General features: G+C 70.5%; 19 protein-coding genes. 14 read left to right on the plus strand and 5 right to left on the minus strand.

Annotation, left to right across the window (positions count from 1 at the left end):
- Positions 1-87: 87 nt before the first annotated feature.
- The 8 genes from paaZ (at position 88) to FFI97_RS16715 (ending at position 8287) form a co-directional block, all read left to right on the plus strand.
- Positions 88-2139: a phenylacetic acid degradation bifunctional protein PaaZ gene (paaZ, locus tag FFI97_RS16680; RefSeq protein WP_139700060.1), complete on the plus strand. Its 2052-nt coding sequence runs from the start codon at positions 88-90 to the stop codon at positions 2137-2139.
- A 10-nt stretch (positions 2140-2149) separates the two neighbouring features.
- Positions 2150-2908, plus strand: a complete 759-nt coding sequence (locus tag FFI97_RS16685) for an SDR family NAD(P)-dependent oxidoreductase (RefSeq protein ID WP_139700058.1) — start codon at positions 2150-2152, stop codon at positions 2906-2908.
- A 29-nt stretch (positions 2909-2937) separates the two neighbouring features.
- Positions 2938-3498 carry a methyltransferase family protein gene (locus FFI97_RS16690; protein ID WP_139700056.1) on the plus strand — a complete coding sequence of 187 codons (561 nt, stop codon included), beginning with the start codon at positions 2938-2940 and terminating at the stop codon, positions 3496-3498.
- A 121-nt stretch (positions 3499-3619) separates the two neighbouring features.
- On the plus strand, positions 3620-4069 hold the full coding sequence (locus FFI97_RS16695; RefSeq protein WP_139700054.1) for a hypothetical protein: 450 nt from the start codon (positions 3620-3622) through the stop codon (positions 4067-4069).
- 154 nt (positions 4070-4223) lie between these two features.
- Positions 4224-4793, plus strand: a complete 570-nt coding sequence (locus tag FFI97_RS16700) for a phosphatase PAP2 family protein (protein ID WP_139700053.1) — start codon at positions 4224-4226, stop codon at positions 4791-4793.
- Positions 4790-5830 carry a glycosyltransferase family 2 protein gene (locus FFI97_RS16705; RefSeq protein ID WP_139700051.1) on the plus strand — a complete coding sequence of 347 codons (1041 nt, stop codon included), beginning with the start codon at positions 4790-4792 and terminating at the stop codon, positions 5828-5830. The genes FFI97_RS16700 and FFI97_RS16705 overlap by 4 nt, the downstream gene beginning before the upstream one ends.
- Positions 5827-7410, plus strand: a complete 1584-nt coding sequence (locus FFI97_RS16710; protein ID WP_139700049.1) for an ArnT family glycosyltransferase — start codon at positions 5827-5829, stop codon at positions 7408-7410. Before FFI97_RS16705 ends, FFI97_RS16710 begins: the two co-directional genes overlap by 4 nt.
- A 4-nt stretch (positions 7411-7414) precedes the next feature.
- The gene (locus FFI97_RS16715) at positions 7415-8287 is read left to right on the plus strand and encodes a ChbG/HpnK family deacetylase (protein WP_260685012.1); all 873 of its coding nucleotides are present in this window, start codon (positions 7415-7417) and stop codon (positions 8285-8287) included.
- 4 nt (positions 8288-8291) lie between these two features.
- On the opposite strand, the gene FFI97_RS16720 is transcribed toward FFI97_RS16715, so the two are convergent.
- From FFI97_RS16720 to FFI97_RS16735, 4 genes are all read right to left on the minus strand, one after another.
- On the minus strand, positions 8292-8696 hold the full coding sequence (locus tag FFI97_RS16720; RefSeq protein ID WP_139700044.1) for a hypothetical protein: 405 nt from the start codon (positions 8694-8696) through the stop codon (positions 8292-8294).
- Positions 8697-8701: 5 nt separating this feature from the next.
- Entirely contained in the window at positions 8702-9310 is a 609-nt protein-coding gene (locus FFI97_RS16725) for a flavin reductase family protein (RefSeq protein ID WP_139700042.1), read from the minus strand.
- A 93-nt stretch (positions 9311-9403) separates the two neighbouring features.
- Positions 9404-9880 carry a hypothetical protein gene (locus FFI97_RS16730; protein ID WP_139700040.1) on the minus strand — a complete coding sequence of 159 codons (477 nt, stop codon included), beginning with the start codon at positions 9878-9880 and terminating at the stop codon, positions 9404-9406.
- Positions 9881-9929: 49 nt separating this feature from the next.
- On the minus strand, positions 9930-10655 hold the full coding sequence (locus FFI97_RS16735) for a hypothetical protein (protein WP_139700038.1): 726 nt from the start codon (positions 10653-10655) through the stop codon (positions 9930-9932).
- Between the two features lie 335 nt (positions 10656-10990).
- Here FFI97_RS16735 and FFI97_RS16740 point away from each other — a divergent pair, with 335 nt between their 5' ends.
- Entirely contained in the window at positions 10991-11920 is a 930-nt protein-coding gene (locus FFI97_RS16740) for a class I SAM-dependent methyltransferase (RefSeq protein ID WP_185993622.1), read from the plus strand.
- On the opposite strand, the gene FFI97_RS16745 is transcribed toward FFI97_RS16740, so the two are convergent.
- Positions 11892-12851: a helix-turn-helix domain-containing protein gene (locus FFI97_RS16745; RefSeq protein ID WP_139700034.1), complete on the minus strand. Its 960-nt coding sequence runs from the start codon at positions 12849-12851 to the stop codon at positions 11892-11894. The two genes, FFI97_RS16740 and FFI97_RS16745, sit on opposite strands and share 29 nt — an antisense overlap.
- A gap of 212 nt (positions 12852-13063) precedes the next feature.
- Between FFI97_RS16745 and FFI97_RS16750 the strand changes: the two genes are divergently transcribed.
- The 5 genes from FFI97_RS16750 to FFI97_RS16770 are packed head-to-tail and all read left to right on the plus strand — an operon-like array spanning position 13064 to position 17519.
- Entirely contained in the window at positions 13064-14254 is a 1191-nt protein-coding gene (locus tag FFI97_RS16750) for an amino acid ABC transporter substrate-binding protein (RefSeq protein ID WP_095949421.1), read from the plus strand.
- A gap of 4 nt (positions 14255-14258) precedes the next feature.
- Complete coding sequence (locus FFI97_RS16755) at positions 14259-15137, plus strand: branched-chain amino acid ABC transporter permease (protein WP_139700033.1); 879 nt, start codon at positions 14259-14261, stop codon at positions 15135-15137.
- On the plus strand, positions 15134-16066 hold the full coding sequence (locus FFI97_RS16760) for a branched-chain amino acid ABC transporter permease (protein WP_139700030.1): 933 nt from the start codon (positions 15134-15136) through the stop codon (positions 16064-16066). The genes FFI97_RS16755 and FFI97_RS16760 overlap by 4 nt, the downstream gene beginning before the upstream one ends.
- On the plus strand, positions 16063-16812 hold the full coding sequence (locus FFI97_RS16765) for an ABC transporter ATP-binding protein (protein ID WP_095747464.1): 750 nt from the start codon (positions 16063-16065) through the stop codon (positions 16810-16812). Before FFI97_RS16760 ends, FFI97_RS16765 begins: the two co-directional genes overlap by 4 nt.
- Positions 16809-17519, plus strand: a complete 711-nt coding sequence (locus FFI97_RS16770; protein ID WP_139700028.1) for an ABC transporter ATP-binding protein — start codon at positions 16809-16811, stop codon at positions 17517-17519. The genes FFI97_RS16765 and FFI97_RS16770 overlap by 4 nt, the downstream gene beginning before the upstream one ends.
- The last annotated feature ends 21 nt before the right edge of the window (positions 17520-17540 follow it).

The raw sequence follows: 17540 nt of genomic DNA on the forward strand, positions 1-17540 counted from the left end.
GGCGCACTGCGCCGAACGAAAGCCGCTGGCCCCCATCCCAACCTTCCCCCAGCGGGGGAAGGAGCAACACCTCGAAAGGACATCCGCATGACCACCCTTCAAAGCTACATCGCCGGCCGCTGGATCGGCCAGGAAGCCGCGCAATCGCTGCGCAGCGCCGTCAACGGCCAGGCCGTCGCGAGCACGCACGCCGAGGCCATCGACTTCGCCGAGGCGCTGGCGCATGCGCGCCGCGTCGGCATTCCCGCGCTCATGAAGCTCGACTTCCAGCAGCGCGCCGAGCGCCTGAAGGCGCTGGCCAAGTACCTGGCCGCGAACAAGGAAGCGCTGTATGCCGTGTCGGCCCACACGGGTGCCACGCGCGCCGACGGCTGGATCGACATCGAAGGCGGCGCCGGCACGCTCAGCGCCTACGCCAGCATCGGCACCAACGAGCTGCCCTCGGGCAACCTCGTGCACGAAGGCCCGGCCTTCCCGCTCGGCAAGAAGGGCGGCTTCGCGGGCACGCACATCCTGGTGCCGCGCGGCGGCGTGGCGGTGCACATCAACGCCTTCAACTTCCCGGTGTGGGGCCTGCTCGAAAAATTCGCGCCCAGCTTCCTGGCGGGCATGCCCTGCATCGGCAAGCCGGCCACGGCCACCAGCTACCTCACCGAGGCGCTGATGAAGCTCATCGTGCAGTCGGGCATCCTGCCCGAGGGCAGCCTGCAACTCGTGATCGGCAGCACGGGCGACCTGCTCGACCGCCTCGAAGGGCCCGACGTCGTCACCTTCACCGGCTCGGCCGACACCGCCGCCAAGCTGCGCGTGAACGCGAACCTGGTGCGCCAGTCGATCCCGTTCAACGCCGAAGCCGATTCGCTGAACTGCGCGATCCTCGCGCCCGACGTGACGCCCGACGACGAGGAGTTCGATCTCTTCGTGAAGGAAGTGGCGCGCGAGATGACCATCAAGGCCGGCCAGAAGTGCACCGCCATCCGCCGCGCGATCGTGCCGCGCCAGCATCTCGATGCGGTGGCCGAGAAGCTGCGCGCGCGCCTGGCCAAGACCGTCATCGGCGACCCCTCGCGCGAAGACGTGCGCATGGGCGCCCTCGCCTCGCGCGACCAGCAGGCCGACGTGGCCGAGCGCGTCGCCACGCTGCTGCAGGGCGCGGAGCTGGTGTACGGCGAGCGCGACGGCTTCGCGCCCGTGGGCGACGGTGTGGGCGAAGGCGCGTTCTTCGCGCCCACGCTGCTCTTGAGCCGCAAGCCGCTCGAACACGACGCCGCGCACGACGTCGAGGCCTTCGGCCCCGTCAGCACGCTCATGCCCTACGACGGCATCGACGAAGCGCTGGCACTGGCCGCGCGCGGCAAGGGCAGCCTCGTGGGCACGCTCGTCACGCGCGACCCGGCCATCGCGGCCAAGGCCATCCCGGTCGCGGCCGCCTGGCACGGCCGCCTGCTGGTGCTCGACCGCGAGGCCGCCGCCGAATCGACCGGCCACGGCTCGCCGCTGCCGGTGCTGAAGCACGGCGGCCCGGGCCGCGCGGGCGGCGGCGAAGAGCTCGGCGGCCTGCGCGCCGTGAAGCACTACCTGCAACGCGCCGCGCTGCAGGGCTCGCCCACCATGCTCGCGGCCGTGACCGGCGAGCACGTGCGCGGCGCCGCGCTGCGCGAGAGCGAGGTGCATCCCTTCCGCCGCTACTTCGAAGAACTGCGCATCGGCGACTCGCTGCTCACGCACCGCCGCACGGTGGGCGAAGCCGACATCGTCGCCTTCGGCGGCATCTCGGGCGACTACTTCTACATGCACTTCGACGAAGAGGCGGCCAAGGCCTCGCCCTTCGGCAAGCGCATCGCGCACGGCTACTTCGTGCTGTCGGCGGCTGCGGGCCTGTTCGTGTCGCCCTCGCCCGGCCCGGTGCTGGCCAACTACGGCCTGGACACGCTGCGCTTCGTCAAGCCCGTGGGCATCGGCGACACCATCCAGGCGCGCCTGACCTGCAAGCGCAAGATCGACCGCAACAAGAAGGACGCGAGCGGCCAGGGCCAGGGCGTGGTGGCCTGGGACGTGGAGGTGACCAACCAGCTCGGCGAGCTGGTCGCGAGCTACGATATCCTGACGCTCGTCTCCAAGAAACCCACCACCACCTAAGCTCCACCTGATGTTCGATCTCACAGGAAAAGTCGCGCTCGTCACCGGCGGCAACGGCGGCATCGGCCTCGGCATGGCGCAGGGCCTCGCCAAGGCCGGCGCCCGCGTCATCATCGCGGCGCGCAATGCGCAGAAGTCGGCCGCCGCGGTCGAATCGCTGAAGGCACTGGGCAGCGACAGCTTCGCGCTCGCGCTCGACGTGACCGACGAAGCCTCGGTGCAGAAGGCCTTCGACGAGGTCGCCGCGCGCTGCGGCCGGCTCGACATCCTCATCAACAACGCCGGCACCACGGTGCGCAAGCCGGTCGACCAGCTCGCGCTGGCCGAGTGGCACCAGGTGATGGACACCAACCTCACCAGCGCCTTCCTGTGCAGCCGCGCCGCGCACCCGCACCTGAAGGCCGCGGGCGGCGGCAAGATCATCAACATCGGCTCGATGATGTCGATCTTCGGCGCGCCATACGCCCCGGCCTACGCCGCGAGCAAGGCCGGCATCGTGCAGCTCACCAAGTCGACCGCGCTCTCGTGGGCGGTCGACCAGATCCAGGTCAACGCCATCCTGCCGGGCTGGTTCGAGACCGAGCTGACCGACGGTGCGCGCACCCAGATCCCGGGCCTGTACGAGCGCGTGAAGGCGCGCGCCGCGGCCGGCCGCTGGGGCCAGCCGGGCGACATCGCGGGCACGGCCGTGTTCCTGGCCAGCGCCGCCTCCGACTACGTGACCGGCACCGCCATCCCGGTCGACGGCGGGTTTTCGATCTCCGGCTGAGTCTTGCGGGCCGTGTAAATTCGGCCGCCATGCTCCTCTGGTTCCAGCTCTTTCTTTTCGTCGCCGGCACGGCCGCGCTGCTGTACGTGTCGCGCGGGCCGCTGAGCCAGCCCGGCTCGCACGGCTTCTACCGCTTCTTCGCGTGGGAATGCATGCTGGTGCTGATCGTGCTGAACCTGCCAGTGTGGCATGTCGATCCGCTCTCGTTCACGCAGCTGCTCTCGTGCGTGCTGCTGGCGCTGTCGATCTGGCTGCCGATCCACGCGGTGCGGCTGCTCAAGGCGCAGGGCAAGCCGAGCGAGGCACGCAACGACGACCCGGCCCTGTACGGCTTTGAAAAGACCTCGGCGCTGGTGACCACCGGCGCCTTCCGCTACATCCGCCACCCGATGTACACGGCGCTGATGCTGCTGGCCTGGGGCGCCTTCCTCAAGCAGTTCACCTGGCTCACGCTGGCGCTGGTGCTGATGGCCACGCTGTTCCTGTTCCTGACGGCGCTGCGCGACGAAAAGGAATGCCTCGCGCATTTCGGCGACGACTACCGCGCGTACATGCGCGGCACGCGGCGCTTCATTCCGTTCCTGCTGTAAGCGCGGCGCCGGCCCGGTAGCGCCGGCCTGCCTTCTCCCCTTCCGCGCACCGCCCGCTACCTTGCGGGACGCTGACCTGCACGATCAGGTTCCGTTCATGCGAGGCTCCTAGCATTCGCGCATGTTGCTCGCACGCGTCCGCCGTCTCGCTCGTGCCCATCGCCGGGCATGGTGGTTCGCGGCCCTGCTGCTGAGCCTGCTGCAGCCCTTCATCGCGGTGCATTTCAACTGCGATGGGCTCGAGGACGAACCGATGCTGCGGCTGCGCGGCGTCGGCGAGACGACGCAGTTCGAAGCGGACGACCGCGCGGACCACCCGACCGACCGCGAGACCACGGTGTTCGCCCAGGGCCCCGCGGGGATTCATCTGCCCGACACATTGAACCTGGGGCTGGACACGCTGCTGGCCCTGTTGCTGGCGCTGCTGCCGCTGGCCGTGGTGCTGATGCGGCATGCCGGCCCTGCCGGGCGCACGGTGCCCGAGCCCGTGCCGCGGCATGCCGGCGCGCCGCCGCCGTCCGCCCCCTGGCGGCGCCTGCCTCCCCCCGCCGCCCCACCTTTCGCGACCTGAGAAGCGGCGCCTCGCGCGCCGAGCGGCTGTGCTGCGCCCTGCGCGCGGCCGGCGCCCCCTCGTCTTTGTCGAAAGGTCCGACCATGTCCGCTTTGTCTTCGTGCGCGCATCGCCCTGCGCCCACCGTTCGCTGTGTGCCGAGCGAGGTGCCGCCATGCACGCGCTGAACCTCGCCCTGCTGCAATGGCTCGCCGCCGGCGCGCAGCCCACGCCATGGGTGCTGGTGTGCGCCCGCACGCTGGCGCTCGGCGGCAGCTGGCTGTGCGCCGCCGTCGCGCTTGCGATGCTGTGGCGCCGGCCCGACGAGCGCGCCTACCTGGCCGCGGTCGGGCTGCTGGCCGGGCTGGCCTCGATGCTGTCGCACGCCATCGCGCTGCGGCTGAACGTGCCGCGCCCCTTCACGCAGGAGCTGGTGCCGGCCTACATCACGCACGCGGTCAACGGCTCGCTGCCGAGCACGCACGCCAGCGTGATGTTCACGGTCGCGCTGGCCTTCCTGGCGCGCGCCGGCCTGCGCGCCATCGGCGTGCCGCTGTTCCTGCTGGCTGCCGCGACGGGCTGGGGCCGGGTCTACGCCGGGGTTCATTTCCCGTTCGACATCGCGGCCGGCCTGCTGCTGGCCGCCGCGCTCGTCGGTGCGCTGGGCACCGCGCAGTGGCTGGCCCACCGCGCGGCCGCGCGCGCCGCCACCCGTGCCACGGCTTCCGCCTGGAGACCCTCATGACCACCGCCTCGACCCTGCGCCCGGACACCGACGCCACGGCCACGGCCGCCCCCTCGCCGCGGACCGTCGACCCCGACACGCCGCCGCCCGGCGCGCACAGCCTCTCGTGCGTGATCCCCTGCTTCAACGAGGGCGCCAACCTGCGCCACCTGCTGCCGCTGCTCGAAGACGTGCTCTGGGCCACGCGGATGCACTGGGAAATCATCGTGGTCGACGACGGCAGCACCGACGACACCGCCGCCGTGGCCGAGGCCTGGTGCGACCTGTCGGGCTTTCGCTGCATCTCGCTGTCGCGCAACTTCGGCAAGGAGGCCGCACTCACCGCGGGCCTGGCCGCCGCCGGCGGCGATGCGGTGGTGCTGCTCGACGGCGACCTGCAGCACGCGCCCGAGCTCATCCACGACATGCTCGCGCAGTGGCGCGCCGGCGCCGAGGTGGTCTACGCGGTGCGCGAGGCGCGCCATGACGAGAGCCGCTTCAAGCAGCTCGGCAGCCGCCTGTTCTACCGGCTCATGAACGACTCGGACCGCTTCTCGGTGCCCAAGGACGCGGGCGACTTCCGCCTGATGGACCGCAAGGTGGTCGACGCGCTGAAGAGCCTGCCCGAGCGCAGCCGCTTCATGAAGGGCCTGTACGCGTGGGTCGGGTTCCGCGCCGTGGCGCTGCCCTACACGCCGGCCCCGCGCGCGCAGGGCGCCAGCAGCTTCAACGCGCGGCGGCTCGTGAGCCTGGCGATCGACGGACTCACCGCCTTCACCACCTGGCCGCTGCGCATGGTGAGCGTGGTCGGCCTGCTGTTCGCGGTGCCGGCGCTGTCGTACGGCATCTTCGTGGCCATCGACCACCTGCTGTTCGGCAACGCCGTCTCCGGCTGGACCACCATCGTGGTGAGCCTGATGTTCTTCATCGGCATCCAGATGATCTCGACCGGCATCGTCGGCGAGTACATCGCACGCATCTACGAGGAGGCCAAGGGCCGGCCGCTGTACGTGGTGCGCCAGGAGCGCGGAACCGGCCTCGGGGCCGGGCAGCCATGACACCGCGCACGACCACGCCCGCCTGGTGGACCGCACCGCAGCCGCTGTGGCTCATCGCGGGCATCTTCGCCTGGCTGCTCATCACGGCCTGGGCCCGGCCGCTGATGGCGCCCGACGAAGGCCGCTACGTCGGCATCGCGCTGGGCATGCTGCACTCCGGCGACTGGCTGGTGCCGCGGCTGGACGGCCTGCCCTTCTTCCACAAGCCGCCGCTGTTCTACTGGATCGGCGCCGCCGCGATGGCGGTGGCCGGGCCGGTGGAATGGGCCGCGCGGTTGCCGTCCGTGCTGGGCGCGGGCATCGCGGCCTCGGCGCTGTTCCTGTTCCTGCGCCGCTGGTCGACGGTGCGGCTGGCGCTGCTGTCCACCGTGGTGCTCGTCACCACGCCCTTCTTCTTCCTGGGCGCGCAGTTCGCCAACCTGGACATGCTGGTGGCCGGCTGCATCTCGGGCACCGTGCTGTTCGGCGCTGGCGCCGTGCTGGCGCGCGAGCGCGAGGAACCGTGGCGCGGCCTGCTGGCGGGCGCCTACCTGCTGGCGGCGGCGGGGCTGCTGGCCAAGGGGCTCATCGGCCTGCTGCTGCCCACGCTGGTGCTGCTGGCCTGGTGCGCGGTGACGCGCAAGGCCGTCGTGCTGCGCCTGGCCGTGTGGCTGCCGGGCTGGGCGATCCTGCTCGCGGTGGCCGGCCCGTGGTTCGTCGCGATGCAGATGAAGTACCCCGGGTTCTTCGACTACTTCGTGATCACCCAGCACTTCCGGCGCTTCGCGTCCTCGGGCTTCAACAACGAGCACGGCATGTGGTTCTACCTGCCGGTGCTGGCAGCCCTCACGCTGCCGTGGTTCGCGTGGGCCCTGGTGCCGCGCGGCCACGACGCGGCGGCGCCGCGCACGCGCTTCTCCGACATCGACTGGCTCATGTGGATCTGGCTCGTGGTCATCGTGGGCTTCTTCTCGCTGCCGCGCTCCAAGCTGGTCGGCTACGTGCTGCCGGCCTTGCCGCCGCTGGCCTGCCTGATCGCGCAGCGCGTGCTCGCGGGCCGCGTGCTGGACACGCTGCTGCCCAAGGTCCGCGCGACGGCCCTGGCGTCGGCCCTCGTGTGCATCGCCTGCGTGGCCGGCCTGGCGCTGTACGCCCGGCCGCCGGGCACGCGGCTGCGGCTGCCCGAGGGCCAGGCCGTGGCGGCCGGCGATCAGGTGCTGATGCTCGACAGCTACCTCTACGAGATCCCGTTCTACTGGCAGCTGCGCACGCCGGTGCGGATCGCGGACGACTGGCAAGCCGCCGCCACCGACACGCGCGACAACTGGCGCAAGGAGATCGCGGACGCGGCCCGCTTCGACCCCGCGCGCGCCGCCGACCTGCTGGTCGACCGCACGCAGCTGGCCGCCGCGCTGTGCACGCCGCGCACCACCTGGCTGGTGGGCCCGAGCAACGCGCAGCTTGCCCACCCGTGGCTCGCGCGGGCCCGGCTGGTCGCCTTCACCCCGGCCGTCGCGGCCTGGCGCTTCCCGGGCAGCGCCACGGGCGACGCGCACTGCCTCGACCTCCCGCCGGCGGCCCCGGCCAGCGCCAATGACTGACGACATGCACACCCCCACCGCCTCGTCCCGCAGCCTGTGCATCTGCGCCGACGACTTCGGCCTGAGCGCCGGCGTGAACACGGCCGTCATCGACCTGGTCGAGCGCGGCATCGTCTGCGCCACCAGCGGCATGGTGCGCCGCCGCGCCTGGCTGGCCGGCGCACGGGCGCTGCGGCGCCTCGACGCTGGCACCTTCGACGCCGGCCTGCACCTGGACCTCACGCGGCCCGAGGTCTCCGGCGGCCCCGAGCCGGCCCTGACCGGCCTGGTGGCGCGCACCTGGACGCGGACCGCCTTCGCCCCGGGGCTGCGCGCCGACATCCGCGACCAGTTCACCCGCTTCGAGGACGCCATGCACCGCGCCCCCGCCTTCGTCGACGGGCACCGCCACGTGCACCAGCTGCCGATGGTGCGCGAGCTGCTGGTGGAAGAGATCGTGCGGCGCTACGGCGCGGCGCCGCCCTGGCTGCGCCACACGGCGCCGGGCCCGGGCCGGGGCGCCGAGCGGCTGAAGGCCGGCCTCATCCATGCGCTGGGCGCCGCGGGCCTGTCGGCGCTGGCCCACCGCCACGGCATTCCCACCAGCCGCCGCCTGCTCGGCGTGTACGACTTCGAGGGCGACATGCAGGACCACCAGCAGCGCCTCACCGCGTGGATCGCGGCGAGCGAGACGGGCGACGTGCTCATGTGCCACCCCTCCGCCGGCCTGACGCCGGGCGACCCGATCGGCCCCGCGCGGCTGCGCGAGTACGCGGTGCTGCGCGACCTGGTGTTTCCGGTGCGGGATGCCGACGGTGCCGGCGAGGTGGTGCTGGCGCCGCTGTCGCACTGGCTCGGCGCGCCCCCGGTCGAGGTGCCGCACCGGGCCGCGGCCTGAACCGCTACGGCTTGTCTGCCGTCGTCCCCGTGCCCTCGCCGCGCGCGCCCCACCAGCTGGCGAGGACCAGCACGCCCTTGCGCACCAGCAGCACCGCCATGACCACGAGCACGGCCCGCGAGGCCACGTAGCCCGCGATGCCGAGCGCCGTGGACGGCAGCGGCTTGGACGCCCAGAAGATGACCCACGCCGCCAGCCCGGCCATCGCCAGCCCGCCGACGACCAGCATCACGCCGCCCACCATCCACGTGAGGATCGCCAGCCGCGCGGCCAGGCCGGTCAGGCGGTCGGCACCGGGCCAGTCGCGCCAGGTCCACAGCGCCGCCAGGCCCAGCGACCCTATCATGGCCGCCAGCAGGCCCATGAGGCTGTAGGCGGCGACGGTGATGATCTGGTTCAGGTCCGGCATGCAGGCTACGGTGTCAACCGCGGCAGCGCCTTCGCATCGACCGCCTCGCCATCGACGATGAAATGCCCGCCCGCCACGTGGTGCAGCGTGCGCAGCTCGTCGTGTCCTTCGAAATGCCAGCGCCCTTCGGAGAACACGCGCGCATCGGCCTGCGCCGCGATCACCTCGCCCAGGAACAGGTCGTAGCGCTGCTGGATCTGCGGCTCGGGCAGCAGCCGGCATTCGAGCCAGGCCGCGCAGCCTTCGAGCAGCGGCGTGCCGGTGGCGTCGCCCGCGAAGGTCGAGAGGCCGTAGGCGGCGAACTTGTCGCTGCCGTCGCGCTCGGCGATCTCGCGGCCCGAGCTGTTGCCCAGCGCCTCGGTCAGGTCGAGCTGCGCGCGCGTGGGCACCTGCAGTGCAAAGGTGCCCGCGCCTTCGAGCAGCACGCGCGTCCAGGTGCTCTTGTCGAGCACGACCGCCACCTTGGGCGGATCGAAGTCCAGCGGCATGGCCCAGGCCGCGGCCATGATGTTGCGCCGGCCATCGTGCGCGGCGCTCACGAGGACGGTCGGGCCGTGGTTCAGGAGACGGTAGGCCTTGTTCAACGGAACCGGCCGGCGGTGGGAGGCGTTCATGCGCGTGGGGCCCGCGACAGCGAGCCCGGAGGATGGCGGCCCGCCAGCCTACCAGCAGGTGCCGGGCGGCTCAAACGCGCGGTTGTTTGCCCGTCACGCCGCGTAGGCGTCGCACAGCGCGAGGTACTCGTCGCCCGAAATCTCCAGCGCGGTGGCGCGGCGCAGCACGCGGGCCTTCGGCTTGGGCAGGTCGGTCTTGATCTGGATCTGCTTGCCGATGGGAATGCCCATGTAGTCCTGGTTGACCCAGGTGTTCTCGACGATGTTGTGCCACGGCAGCAGCAGGCCGTTCTCGAAAGTCAGGCCCTGGTGGCCGATGACGAAGGCGGGCGTGGCGATGTTGGCCAGCGTGCGGATGCACTTGACGGCCAGCCACGCGGCCAGCAGGCCGAAGCCCGCCGCGATGAGGATGCCGATGTTCTTGTCCTGCGCGCGGATGCACAGCACGGCCAGCACGACCGCCACCACCACCCAGAGCGTGGCACCGGCGATCAGCCGTGTGCGGGAATAGAAGACGGGGCGGTCCTGGCGGGTTTTTTCCTGTTGGCTGGCGGAGCTGTAGATTTCCATTTTGGAGTCGCTGTACTTTGGAGATTGAAGAAAGAAAAAGAAAAGGGGCTCAGGCCGACGGCAGGCGCTGCATGAGGCAGCTCATCAGCACCGGTTCGTTGTCGATCTTGGAGCGATCGATCTTGCGGGTCTTGCCGTTGGCAACGATGAGCAGGTGCTCGTCGACGTCCATCGCTTCGGCATCGGACTGCGTGCGGATGGTGTCGATGCTCGACCACGCGATGAGCTGGCCCTTGTGCACCAGCCCTTCGGCATTCAGTGCCAGCGCGCCGAAGGGCACGGTGTCGCCCGCATGCAGGCGGCGCTCGACGTCGTGGCGCAGCACCTCGCCCACGGCCTCTTCCACTTCGGCGACGAGTGCATACGGGTCGTCCCACAGGTCGAGCCGCAGGCGCAGCGTGCGGCCGTCGCGGGTGGTGAGCAGCAGGTGGTTGCGGTTGTGGCGATGGCGCAGCCGCGTCACGTCGGCGAAGGCAACCGTCTGCGTGCCCAGCTGCAGGCCGTGCGCGGTCAGCGTCAGCACCTGCGGGGTGCGCAGCCACGCGAAGAAGTCGCTGCCCTTCCAGCCGATCAGATAGATCGCGGCCGGGATCGCCAGCACCAGCACGAAGAAGGCGCCCTTGTAGCGCACGAAGTCCGGCGTGATGAGGTACGGAAGGATGTAGATCCTGGCCGGCACCAGCACCATGGCGCAGAAGACATAGATCGCGGCCAGGCCGGCCAGCACACAGTAGAACGCGTAGCGCGGAAAGATGCGGTCGTGACGAAGGGGCATGTGAAGCAAGTACCCAATGCGTCGACAACGGGCGTGATGGCGTGGAGCTGAATTGCGCGCACGACCATACCAGCGGGAAGCGTCGCTCTCGAGGCTGCGCACGCGTTAAAGCATCTTTTTTTTGATCTGAAAACGCCCGCTGCGAAATCAGTTAACCGAGAAGATTTAAGTTTGATGCCCGCTTCGACACAAGCGCTGCTTAAGCATTCATGGCAACTCTGCAAGCAGCGCGCGGTGTGCCGTACGTGCATCGTGGCCCGTGAGCGGAACGAATGCTGTACAGACGCCTCGCGCGGGTTGAAACTTCGCGCCCTCGCACCACTGGAGCCCCGCCCTTGAATCCTTCTTCGCAAGCCAGCCGAACCGCCCTCGCCACCGCGCTCATGCGCGCCATCCATGCACGCAGCGCACCCGCGCCGCTGCTGCACGACCCGTGGGGCGAGCGCCTGGTGCCCGACAGCGTGCGCGCCGCGTTCCTCGAACGCGCGCTGGCACGGCGCGACGCCACCTCGACGGGCTCGCCCGACACAACGCTCGACGACGCGATGCGCGCCAACGCCGCCTACCCCGACGTGATCCTGCGTTCGCGCTACACGGAAGACGCGTTGAAGGACGCGGTCGCGCGCGGCGTCGCCCAGTACGTGCTGATCGGCGCCGGCTTCGACAGCTTCGTGTGCCGCATCCCCGAGTGGGCGCAGGGCCTGGCCATCTACGAGGTCGATCACCCGGCCACGCAGCCGTTGAAGCGCCAGCGCCTCGCGGCCTGTGGCGTGGCACCGTCCGCATCGGTGCATTTCGTCGAAGCGGACCTGTCGGCCGAGAGCCTCGGCGCGGCGCTCGCGCGTTCGCCCTTCAACGCCGCGCAGCCGACCTTCTTCTCATGGCTCGGCGTGACGGTGTACCTGACGCGCGAGGCCAACCTTGCCGCGCTGCGCGACATCGCCACCTGCGCGGCGCCCGGCAGCGAACTGGTCTTCACCTACATCGACGAGGCCACGTTGCACGCGGGCCCCGCAGGCACCGAGGCCTTCCAGAAGCTGCGCAGCGACGTGGCCTCGGTCGGCGAAGAGTTTCTGTCGGGCTTCGATCCGAAGACGCTGGCTGCGCTGCTGCGCGGCACCGGGCTCGATCTGCTCGAAGACATCGACGGCCACGCAGCACTGGCGCGCTACGACCCGACCGGGCGCAACGGCCTGCAGCCGGCCGGCGCGGCGCACATCGCGCACGCGCGCATCGTCAGCGCGGCAACGTCGCCTGCCGCCTGAACTCGCTCGGGCTGCCGCCCGTGTGCGCGCGGAACACGCGGCTGAAGTGCGAGAGGTTGCCGAAGCCCGCGCCCAGCGCGATGTCGGTGATGGAGCGCGCGGCGTTCGCGGGGTCGATGAGGTCGCGGATGCTGGCGGCCAGCCGCTGGTGCTGGATGTAGCCGGTGAGCGTGTCGTCGTCGCCCGCGAAGGCCTGGTGCAGCAGGCGCTTGCTGCAACGCAGGGCCAGCGCCATGCCGTCGATCGACAGCGCCGGGTCGCGCAGGTTCTGCGCCACGTGGCGGTGGATGCGGTCTTTGAGCGCCTCGCGCTGGGTCTGGGCGGTGCTGCGGCCCGCCAGCTCCATGAGCGACAGGCGCACCAGCTGGATCAGCAGCTCGCCCGCGCCGCGCGCGGCGGCCTCGCTCATGTGGGGCAGCTCCAGGTAGGTGTTGCGCATGGTCTCCAGCGCCACGCGCGAGATGCCGCTGTCGCCACCGATGCGCCGCGCCACGAGGTCGCCCAGCGGCAGCGCGGGCGAGGCGATCTGGTCTTTTGGCAGCATCACGATGAGGTGGTCGCTGCGCTCGGGGTTGGCCACGGTGTAGTCGAGCGTGGTGTCGTACAGCGTCCAGCCGCCCGCGCGCACCGCCGCCGCGCGCCCGCGCTGCGTGACCTCGGCCGAGCCCTGCCAGGGCGCGACGATCTTCAGGTAGGGCGCATCGCTCAGGCGCGCCATCTGCGGGGTTCGCAGCACGCGATGGCGGTTGGCTTCGAGCCGCGTGAGGATCACGTCGCCCGCGTGCGAGGACGCGAGGTGGCCGTCGAAATCGCTGTCGCCGTACAGGTCGGAGCCGAGGCCGCCGAAGTGGCGCCACACCCACTCGCACCACAGCGGCCCGCGTTCCTTCGGCGGGATGGCGTCGGTGGACAGGAGCAGGGACGCGGTCATGGGGCGAAAGCAGTGAAGACGAAAGATTGCAACACGGCAGCAGGATGCCGCGCATTGTGGAGTGCCCGCAAAGCCCTCGCCTTTGCGGGTTAACCACTAGGCGCCTGCACGCTGCGTCAAGTGCTTTGTGCGCGGCGGGCACAGCGGCAAAGGGCGTGCGTTTCTACGATCCCGGTCAGCGGGCGCATACCGACGCCCGGAAGGAGACCTCCATGCTTCACCCCACCCGCCGCCACTGGATCCAGGGCACGGCCACCGCGCTGGGCGCGGCCGCCGTCGCGCCGCAGCTGTTCGCGCAAAGCGCGCCCGTTCGCATCGGCTACGCCATCGCCCGCACCGGCCCCTGGGCCGCGGGTGCGCAGGTGAGCCAGGAACCCAACTACCTGCTGTGGGCCGAGCAGGTCAACGCCGCGGGCGGCCTGTCGGTGAAGGGTGCCAAGCGCCCCATCGAGCTCATCGGTTACGACGACCGCAGCGAGACCGAGACCTGCGTGCGCACGTTTGAAAAGCTCATGGGCAGCGACAAGGTCGATCTCGTGCTGCCGCCCTGGGGGTCGGGCGCCAACTTCGCGGTCGCGCCGCTGGCCAACCGCTTCGGCTATCCACTGCTGGCGCCCACGGCCCTGTCGCGCAAGCTCATCGACATGCGCCTGCCCTTCTTCTTCTCGCTGCTGCAGCAGCCCGACAAGATGATGGGCGCGCTGGTCGACATGCTGGTGGCGCAGAACGTGAAGACGATCACCATCGTCTACATGGACGACCTGTTCGGCCTGGAGAACTTCGCGGCGCTGAACAACGCGCTGAAGAAGACGCAGATCCAGGTGCTCGACCGCAAGAGCTACCCGCTGGGCGTGAAAGACCTCGCGCCCGTGCTGCGCACCATGAAGGACCTGAACCCCGACGCCTTCATCGGCATCACCTACCCGCCGGACACCATCCTGGCGAGCCGGCAGGCGCGCGAGGTGGGCTTCAACCCGAAGTACTTCTACGCCTCGGTGGGCACGGCCTTCCAGCTCTACAAGAACGTGATGGCGGCCAACACCGAGGGCGTGATCGGCATGGGCTCGTGGAACGGCAAGACCAGCCCCGAGGCCAAGGCCTACTTCGATGCGCACACGAAGAAGTTCGGCAAGGAGCCCGACCGCTGGGCCAGCGGCCACGCGTGGGCGGGCCTGCAGATCCTGCAGCAGGCGGTGGAGAAAGTGGGCCTCGATCGCAAGGCGCTGCGCGAGCAGATCGCGAAGAACGAGTTCAAGACCATCCTCGGGCCGATCCGCTTCGAAGGCAGCGAGAACGCGTCGATCCCCGGCACCGTGTCGCAGTGGCAGGGCGGCGACTTCGAAGTGGTGTGGCCCAAAGACCGCGCCACCGCGCAACTGATGCCGAAGCCGGCCTGGAAATAACAGCGTGTCGTTCTCTGGATGGGCCGAGCTCCTGGCCGGCGGATTGATCACGGGCGGCATCTATGCGCTGGTCGCCATCGGGCTGAACCTGCAGTACGGGCTGATGCGCATCATGAACATCTCGCACGGCGAGTTCCTGATGCTCGGCGCCTTTCTCACGTGGTGGGCGCACACGGCGCTGGGCATCTCGCCGCTGGCGTTCATGCCGGCGGCCTTCGTGCTGCTGATGGCGCTGGGCATGGCGGTGCACTGGCTGTGCTTTCGCCAGGTGGCGGCGCGCGCGCCGAACGTCGACGTGTTCGAGGCGCGCAGCCTGATGGTCGGCTTCGGCCTGATGTTCTTCGTACAGAACACCGCCCTGCTCGTGTGGGGTGGCGACCTGCGCGGCTACGACTACCTGGCCGAACCGGTGCAGCTGGGCGAGATGCGCTTCACCGCCAACAAGCTCGTGCTGTTCGGCGTGGCGCTGGCGCTGAGCCTGGTGCTCATCGCGCTGCTCAAGCTCACGCTGCTGGGCAAGGCGGTGCGCGCACTGATGCAGTCGCCCACCGGCGCGCAGCTCGTGGGCATCAACACCAGGCGGCTGCACCCGCTGATGTTCGGCATCGGCCTGGGCCTGTCGGGCGTGGCGGGCGCGCTGCTGTCGATGACCTACGAGATCTCGCCCTCGATGGGCGAGCCCTACACCGTGACGGCACTGATCGTCATCACCCTCGGCGGCTTCGGCAGCATCGCGGGCAGCCTCGTCGGCGGCCTGCTGCTGGGCGTGGTCGAAGCGCTGGGCATGCACTACACGAGCCCCTCGCTCAAGATGCTGCTGTCGTATGCCGTGTTCATCGGCGTGCTGATCTGGCGGCCCAACGGACTGTTCTCCAGAAGATGAACTCCCTCTTTCAAAACAAACCGTGGTGGGTGCTTGGCATCGGCCTCGTGTTGGCGGCCGCCGTGCCGTGGGTCGCGAGCGAGTTCATCGCCTCGGTGGCGCTCGGCTGCCTGATGTACATCGCGCTGGCCACGAGCTGGTCGCTGTTCTGCGGTGCCACGCGCTACCTGTCGCTCGCCACCTCGGCCTTCTTCGGGCTGGGCGCGTATGCGAGCGCCACGCTGCTCGAGGTGCTGCCCTGGCCATTGGTGATCCTGAGCGGCGCGGCCATCGCGAGCGCGGTGGCGGTGCTGATGGGCGCGGCCGTGCTGCACCTGCGCGGCACCTACTTCGCCGTGCTGACCTTCGGCATGACCGAGCTGATCCGCCATGCGGTCACCTTCGTCGAGAAGCAGGTCTCGGGCACCGTGGGCCGCGTGCTCACTGTCGTGCCGTCGAACGAGACGGTGTACCTCACGGTGCTGGCGATTGCGGGTGCGGCCATTGCCACCGCGCTGCTCGTGAAGCGCAGCCGCTTCGGCCTGGCGCTGGCCGGCATCGGCGCCGACGAGCAGCGTGCGCAGACGCTGGGCGTGGACACGCGCCGCGTGAAGATCGCCGGCTTCGCGCTCACCGCCGCCTTCGCCGGCGCGGTGGGCGCAGCCATGGCGGTGCGCTGGACCTACATCGAGCCTGCGGCCGTGTTCAGCCCCTTCATCGGTTTCCAGACCGTGCTGATCGCGATGATCGGCGGGGCCGCCAGCATCGGCGGACCGGTGGCCGCGGCCATCGTGTTCAGCCTGCTGTCGGAGACGCTGCGGCTGCAGCTTCCCTACGGCTACATGATGGTGCTGGGGCTGCTGCTCATCCTGTGCGTGATGTACCTGCCCAACGGCCTCGCGTCGCTGTGGCAGCGCAAGGCGGCCGCGTTGCGGAGGCACGCACCATGAAGGCCACGCCGCTTCTCGAAGCCCGCGACCTCACGGTGCGCTTCGGCGGGCTCACCGCCGTCGACGCGGTGAGCGCCACGCTGCATGCGGGCGAGCTGGTCGGCATCATCGGCCCCAACGGCGCGGGCAAGACGACCTTCTTCAATGCGATCTCGGGCGTGGTCATGCCGACGTCGGGCCGGCTGCTGGTGGAAGGCGATGTCGACCTGACACGGCGCGGCCCGCACCTGTACGCCGCCCACGGCATCGCACGCACCTTCCAGACACCGCGCGTGATGGCCGACATGACGCTCGAGGACAACGTGCGCTTCGGCATGCAGTTCGCGGGCCGGCGCCGTGCGCCCATCGCGGGCCTGGGCAGCACCGGCGAGATCCTCGACATGCTGGGCCTGGGCGGCCTCGCCACGCAGATCGCGGCCGACGTCACGCCCTCGCAGCAACGGCTGCTCGAGATCGGCATGGCGCTCGGCACCCGGCCGCGCGTGCTGCTGCTCGACGAGGTGGCGGCCGGCCTCACCGAAGCGGAGGTCGATGCCATGGCGCGGCGCATCCGCCGCCTGCGCGACGACCACGGCCTCGCCGTCGTGTGGATCGAGCACGCGGTGACCACGCTGCTGAAGTACGTCGAGCGCGTGCTGGTGCTGCACCAGGGCCGCAAGATCGCCGACGGCACGCCGGCCGAGGTCGTGCGCAATGCCGAGGTGGTCGAGGCCTACCTGGGCGACGAGATGGAGGCCACGGCATGAGCGGCACCTTCATGACCGTGCGCGGCCTTTCGGCCGGCTACCACGGCTTCCAGGTCATCCAGGGCCTGGACCTCGACGTGACGCCCGGCGTCACCGTCGTGCTCGGGCCCAACGGCGCGGGCAAGACCACGCTGCTCAAGGCGCTGGCGGGGCTGCTGCCGCGCACGGGCGATGCGGTGCTCGACGGTGCGGCGCTGCCGTCCGCCGATGCCACCGCCTGCGTGCGGCGCGGCCTGGCGCTGGTGGCCGAGGGCCGCCAGCTGTTCCCGCTGATGACCGTCACCGAGAACCTCGAACTCGGCGGCTGGCTCATTCCCGCGCAGCTGCGCGCCGAGCGCCTCGCGCGCGCCTTCGACGACTTTCCGCGTTTGAAGGAACGCGCCACGCAGCTCGCCGGCACCATGAGCGGCGGCGAGCAGCAGATGGTCGCCGTGGCGCGCGCCCTCATGAGCGGGCCGCGCCTGCTGATGCTCGACGAGCCTTCGCTCGGCCTCGCGCCGCGCATGGTCGACGAGCTGCTCGCCATCGTGCGCCGCATCGCCGACCAGGGCGTGACCGTGCTCATGGTCGAACAGAACGTGCGCAAGGCCTTGCAGGCCGCCGACCGCGGCTACGTGCTCGAACGCGGGCGCGTGGTCGCCTCGGGCGAAGCGCAGGCGCTGCTGCATTCCGACGCCGTGCGCCAGGCCTACCTGGGCGTGGCCTGAACACCCCTCTTCCTCTTTCTT

Origin of the sequence: Variovorax sp. KBS0712 (assembly GCF_006323185.2) — a bacterium.
GTDB classification, from domain to species: domain Bacteria; phylum Pseudomonadota; class Gammaproteobacteria; order Burkholderiales; family Burkholderiaceae_C; genus Variovorax; species Variovorax boronicumulans.

Coding starts and splice junctions, on each gene's coding strand:
- FFI97_RS16690 (WP_139700056.1), top strand. CDS start 2,938: ATGCTCCTCTGGTTCCAGCTCTTTCTTTTCGTCGCCGGCACGGCCGCG.
- FFI97_RS16730 (WP_139700040.1), bottom strand. CDS start 9,880: ATGGAAATCTACAGCTCCGCCAGCCAACAGGAAAAAACCCGCCAGGAC.
- FFI97_RS16700 (WP_139700053.1), top strand. CDS start 4,224: ATGCACGCGCTGAACCTCGCCCTGCTGCAATGGCTCGCCGCCGGCGCG.
- FFI97_RS16685 (WP_139700058.1), top strand. CDS start 2,150: ATGTTCGATCTCACAGGAAAAGTCGCGCTCGTCACCGGCGGCAACGGC.
- FFI97_RS16720 (WP_139700044.1), bottom strand. CDS start 8,696: ATGCCGGACCTGAACCAGATCATCACCGTCGCCGCCTACAGCCTCATG.
- FFI97_RS16725 (WP_139700042.1), bottom strand. CDS start 9,310: ATGAACGCCTCCCACCGCCGGCCGGTTCCGTTGAACAAGGCCTACCGT.
- FFI97_RS16745 (WP_139700034.1), bottom strand. CDS start 12,851: ATGACCGCGTCCCTGCTCCTGTCCACCGACGCCATCCCGCCGAAGGAA.
- paaZ (WP_139700060.1), top strand. CDS start 88: ATGACCACCCTTCAAAGCTACATCGCCGGCCGCTGGATCGGCCAGGAA.
- FFI97_RS16770 (WP_139700028.1), top strand. CDS start 16,809: ATGAGCGGCACCTTCATGACCGTGCGCGGCCTTTCGGCCGGCTACCAC.
- FFI97_RS16765 (WP_095747464.1), top strand. CDS start 16,063: ATGAAGGCCACGCCGCTTCTCGAAGCCCGCGACCTCACGGTGCGCTTC.
- FFI97_RS16715 (WP_260685012.1), top strand. CDS start 7,415: ATGCACACCCCCACCGCCTCGTCCCGCAGCCTGTGCATCTGCGCCGAC.
- FFI97_RS16760 (WP_139700030.1), top strand. CDS start 15,134: ATGAACTCCCTCTTTCAAAACAAACCGTGGTGGGTGCTTGGCATCGGC.
- FFI97_RS16735 (WP_139700038.1), bottom strand. CDS start 10,655: ATGCCCCTTCGTCACGACCGCATCTTTCCGCGCTACGCGTTCTACTGT.
- FFI97_RS16705 (WP_139700051.1), top strand. CDS start 4,790: ATGACCACCGCCTCGACCCTGCGCCCGGACACCGACGCCACGGCCACG.
- FFI97_RS16695 (WP_139700054.1), top strand. CDS start 3,620: ATGTTGCTCGCACGCGTCCGCCGTCTCGCTCGTGCCCATCGCCGGGCA.
- FFI97_RS16710 (WP_139700049.1), top strand. CDS start 5,827: ATGACACCGCGCACGACCACGCCCGCCTGGTGGACCGCACCGCAGCCG.
- FFI97_RS16750 (WP_095949421.1), top strand. CDS start 13,064: ATGCTTCACCCCACCCGCCGCCACTGGATCCAGGGCACGGCCACCGCG.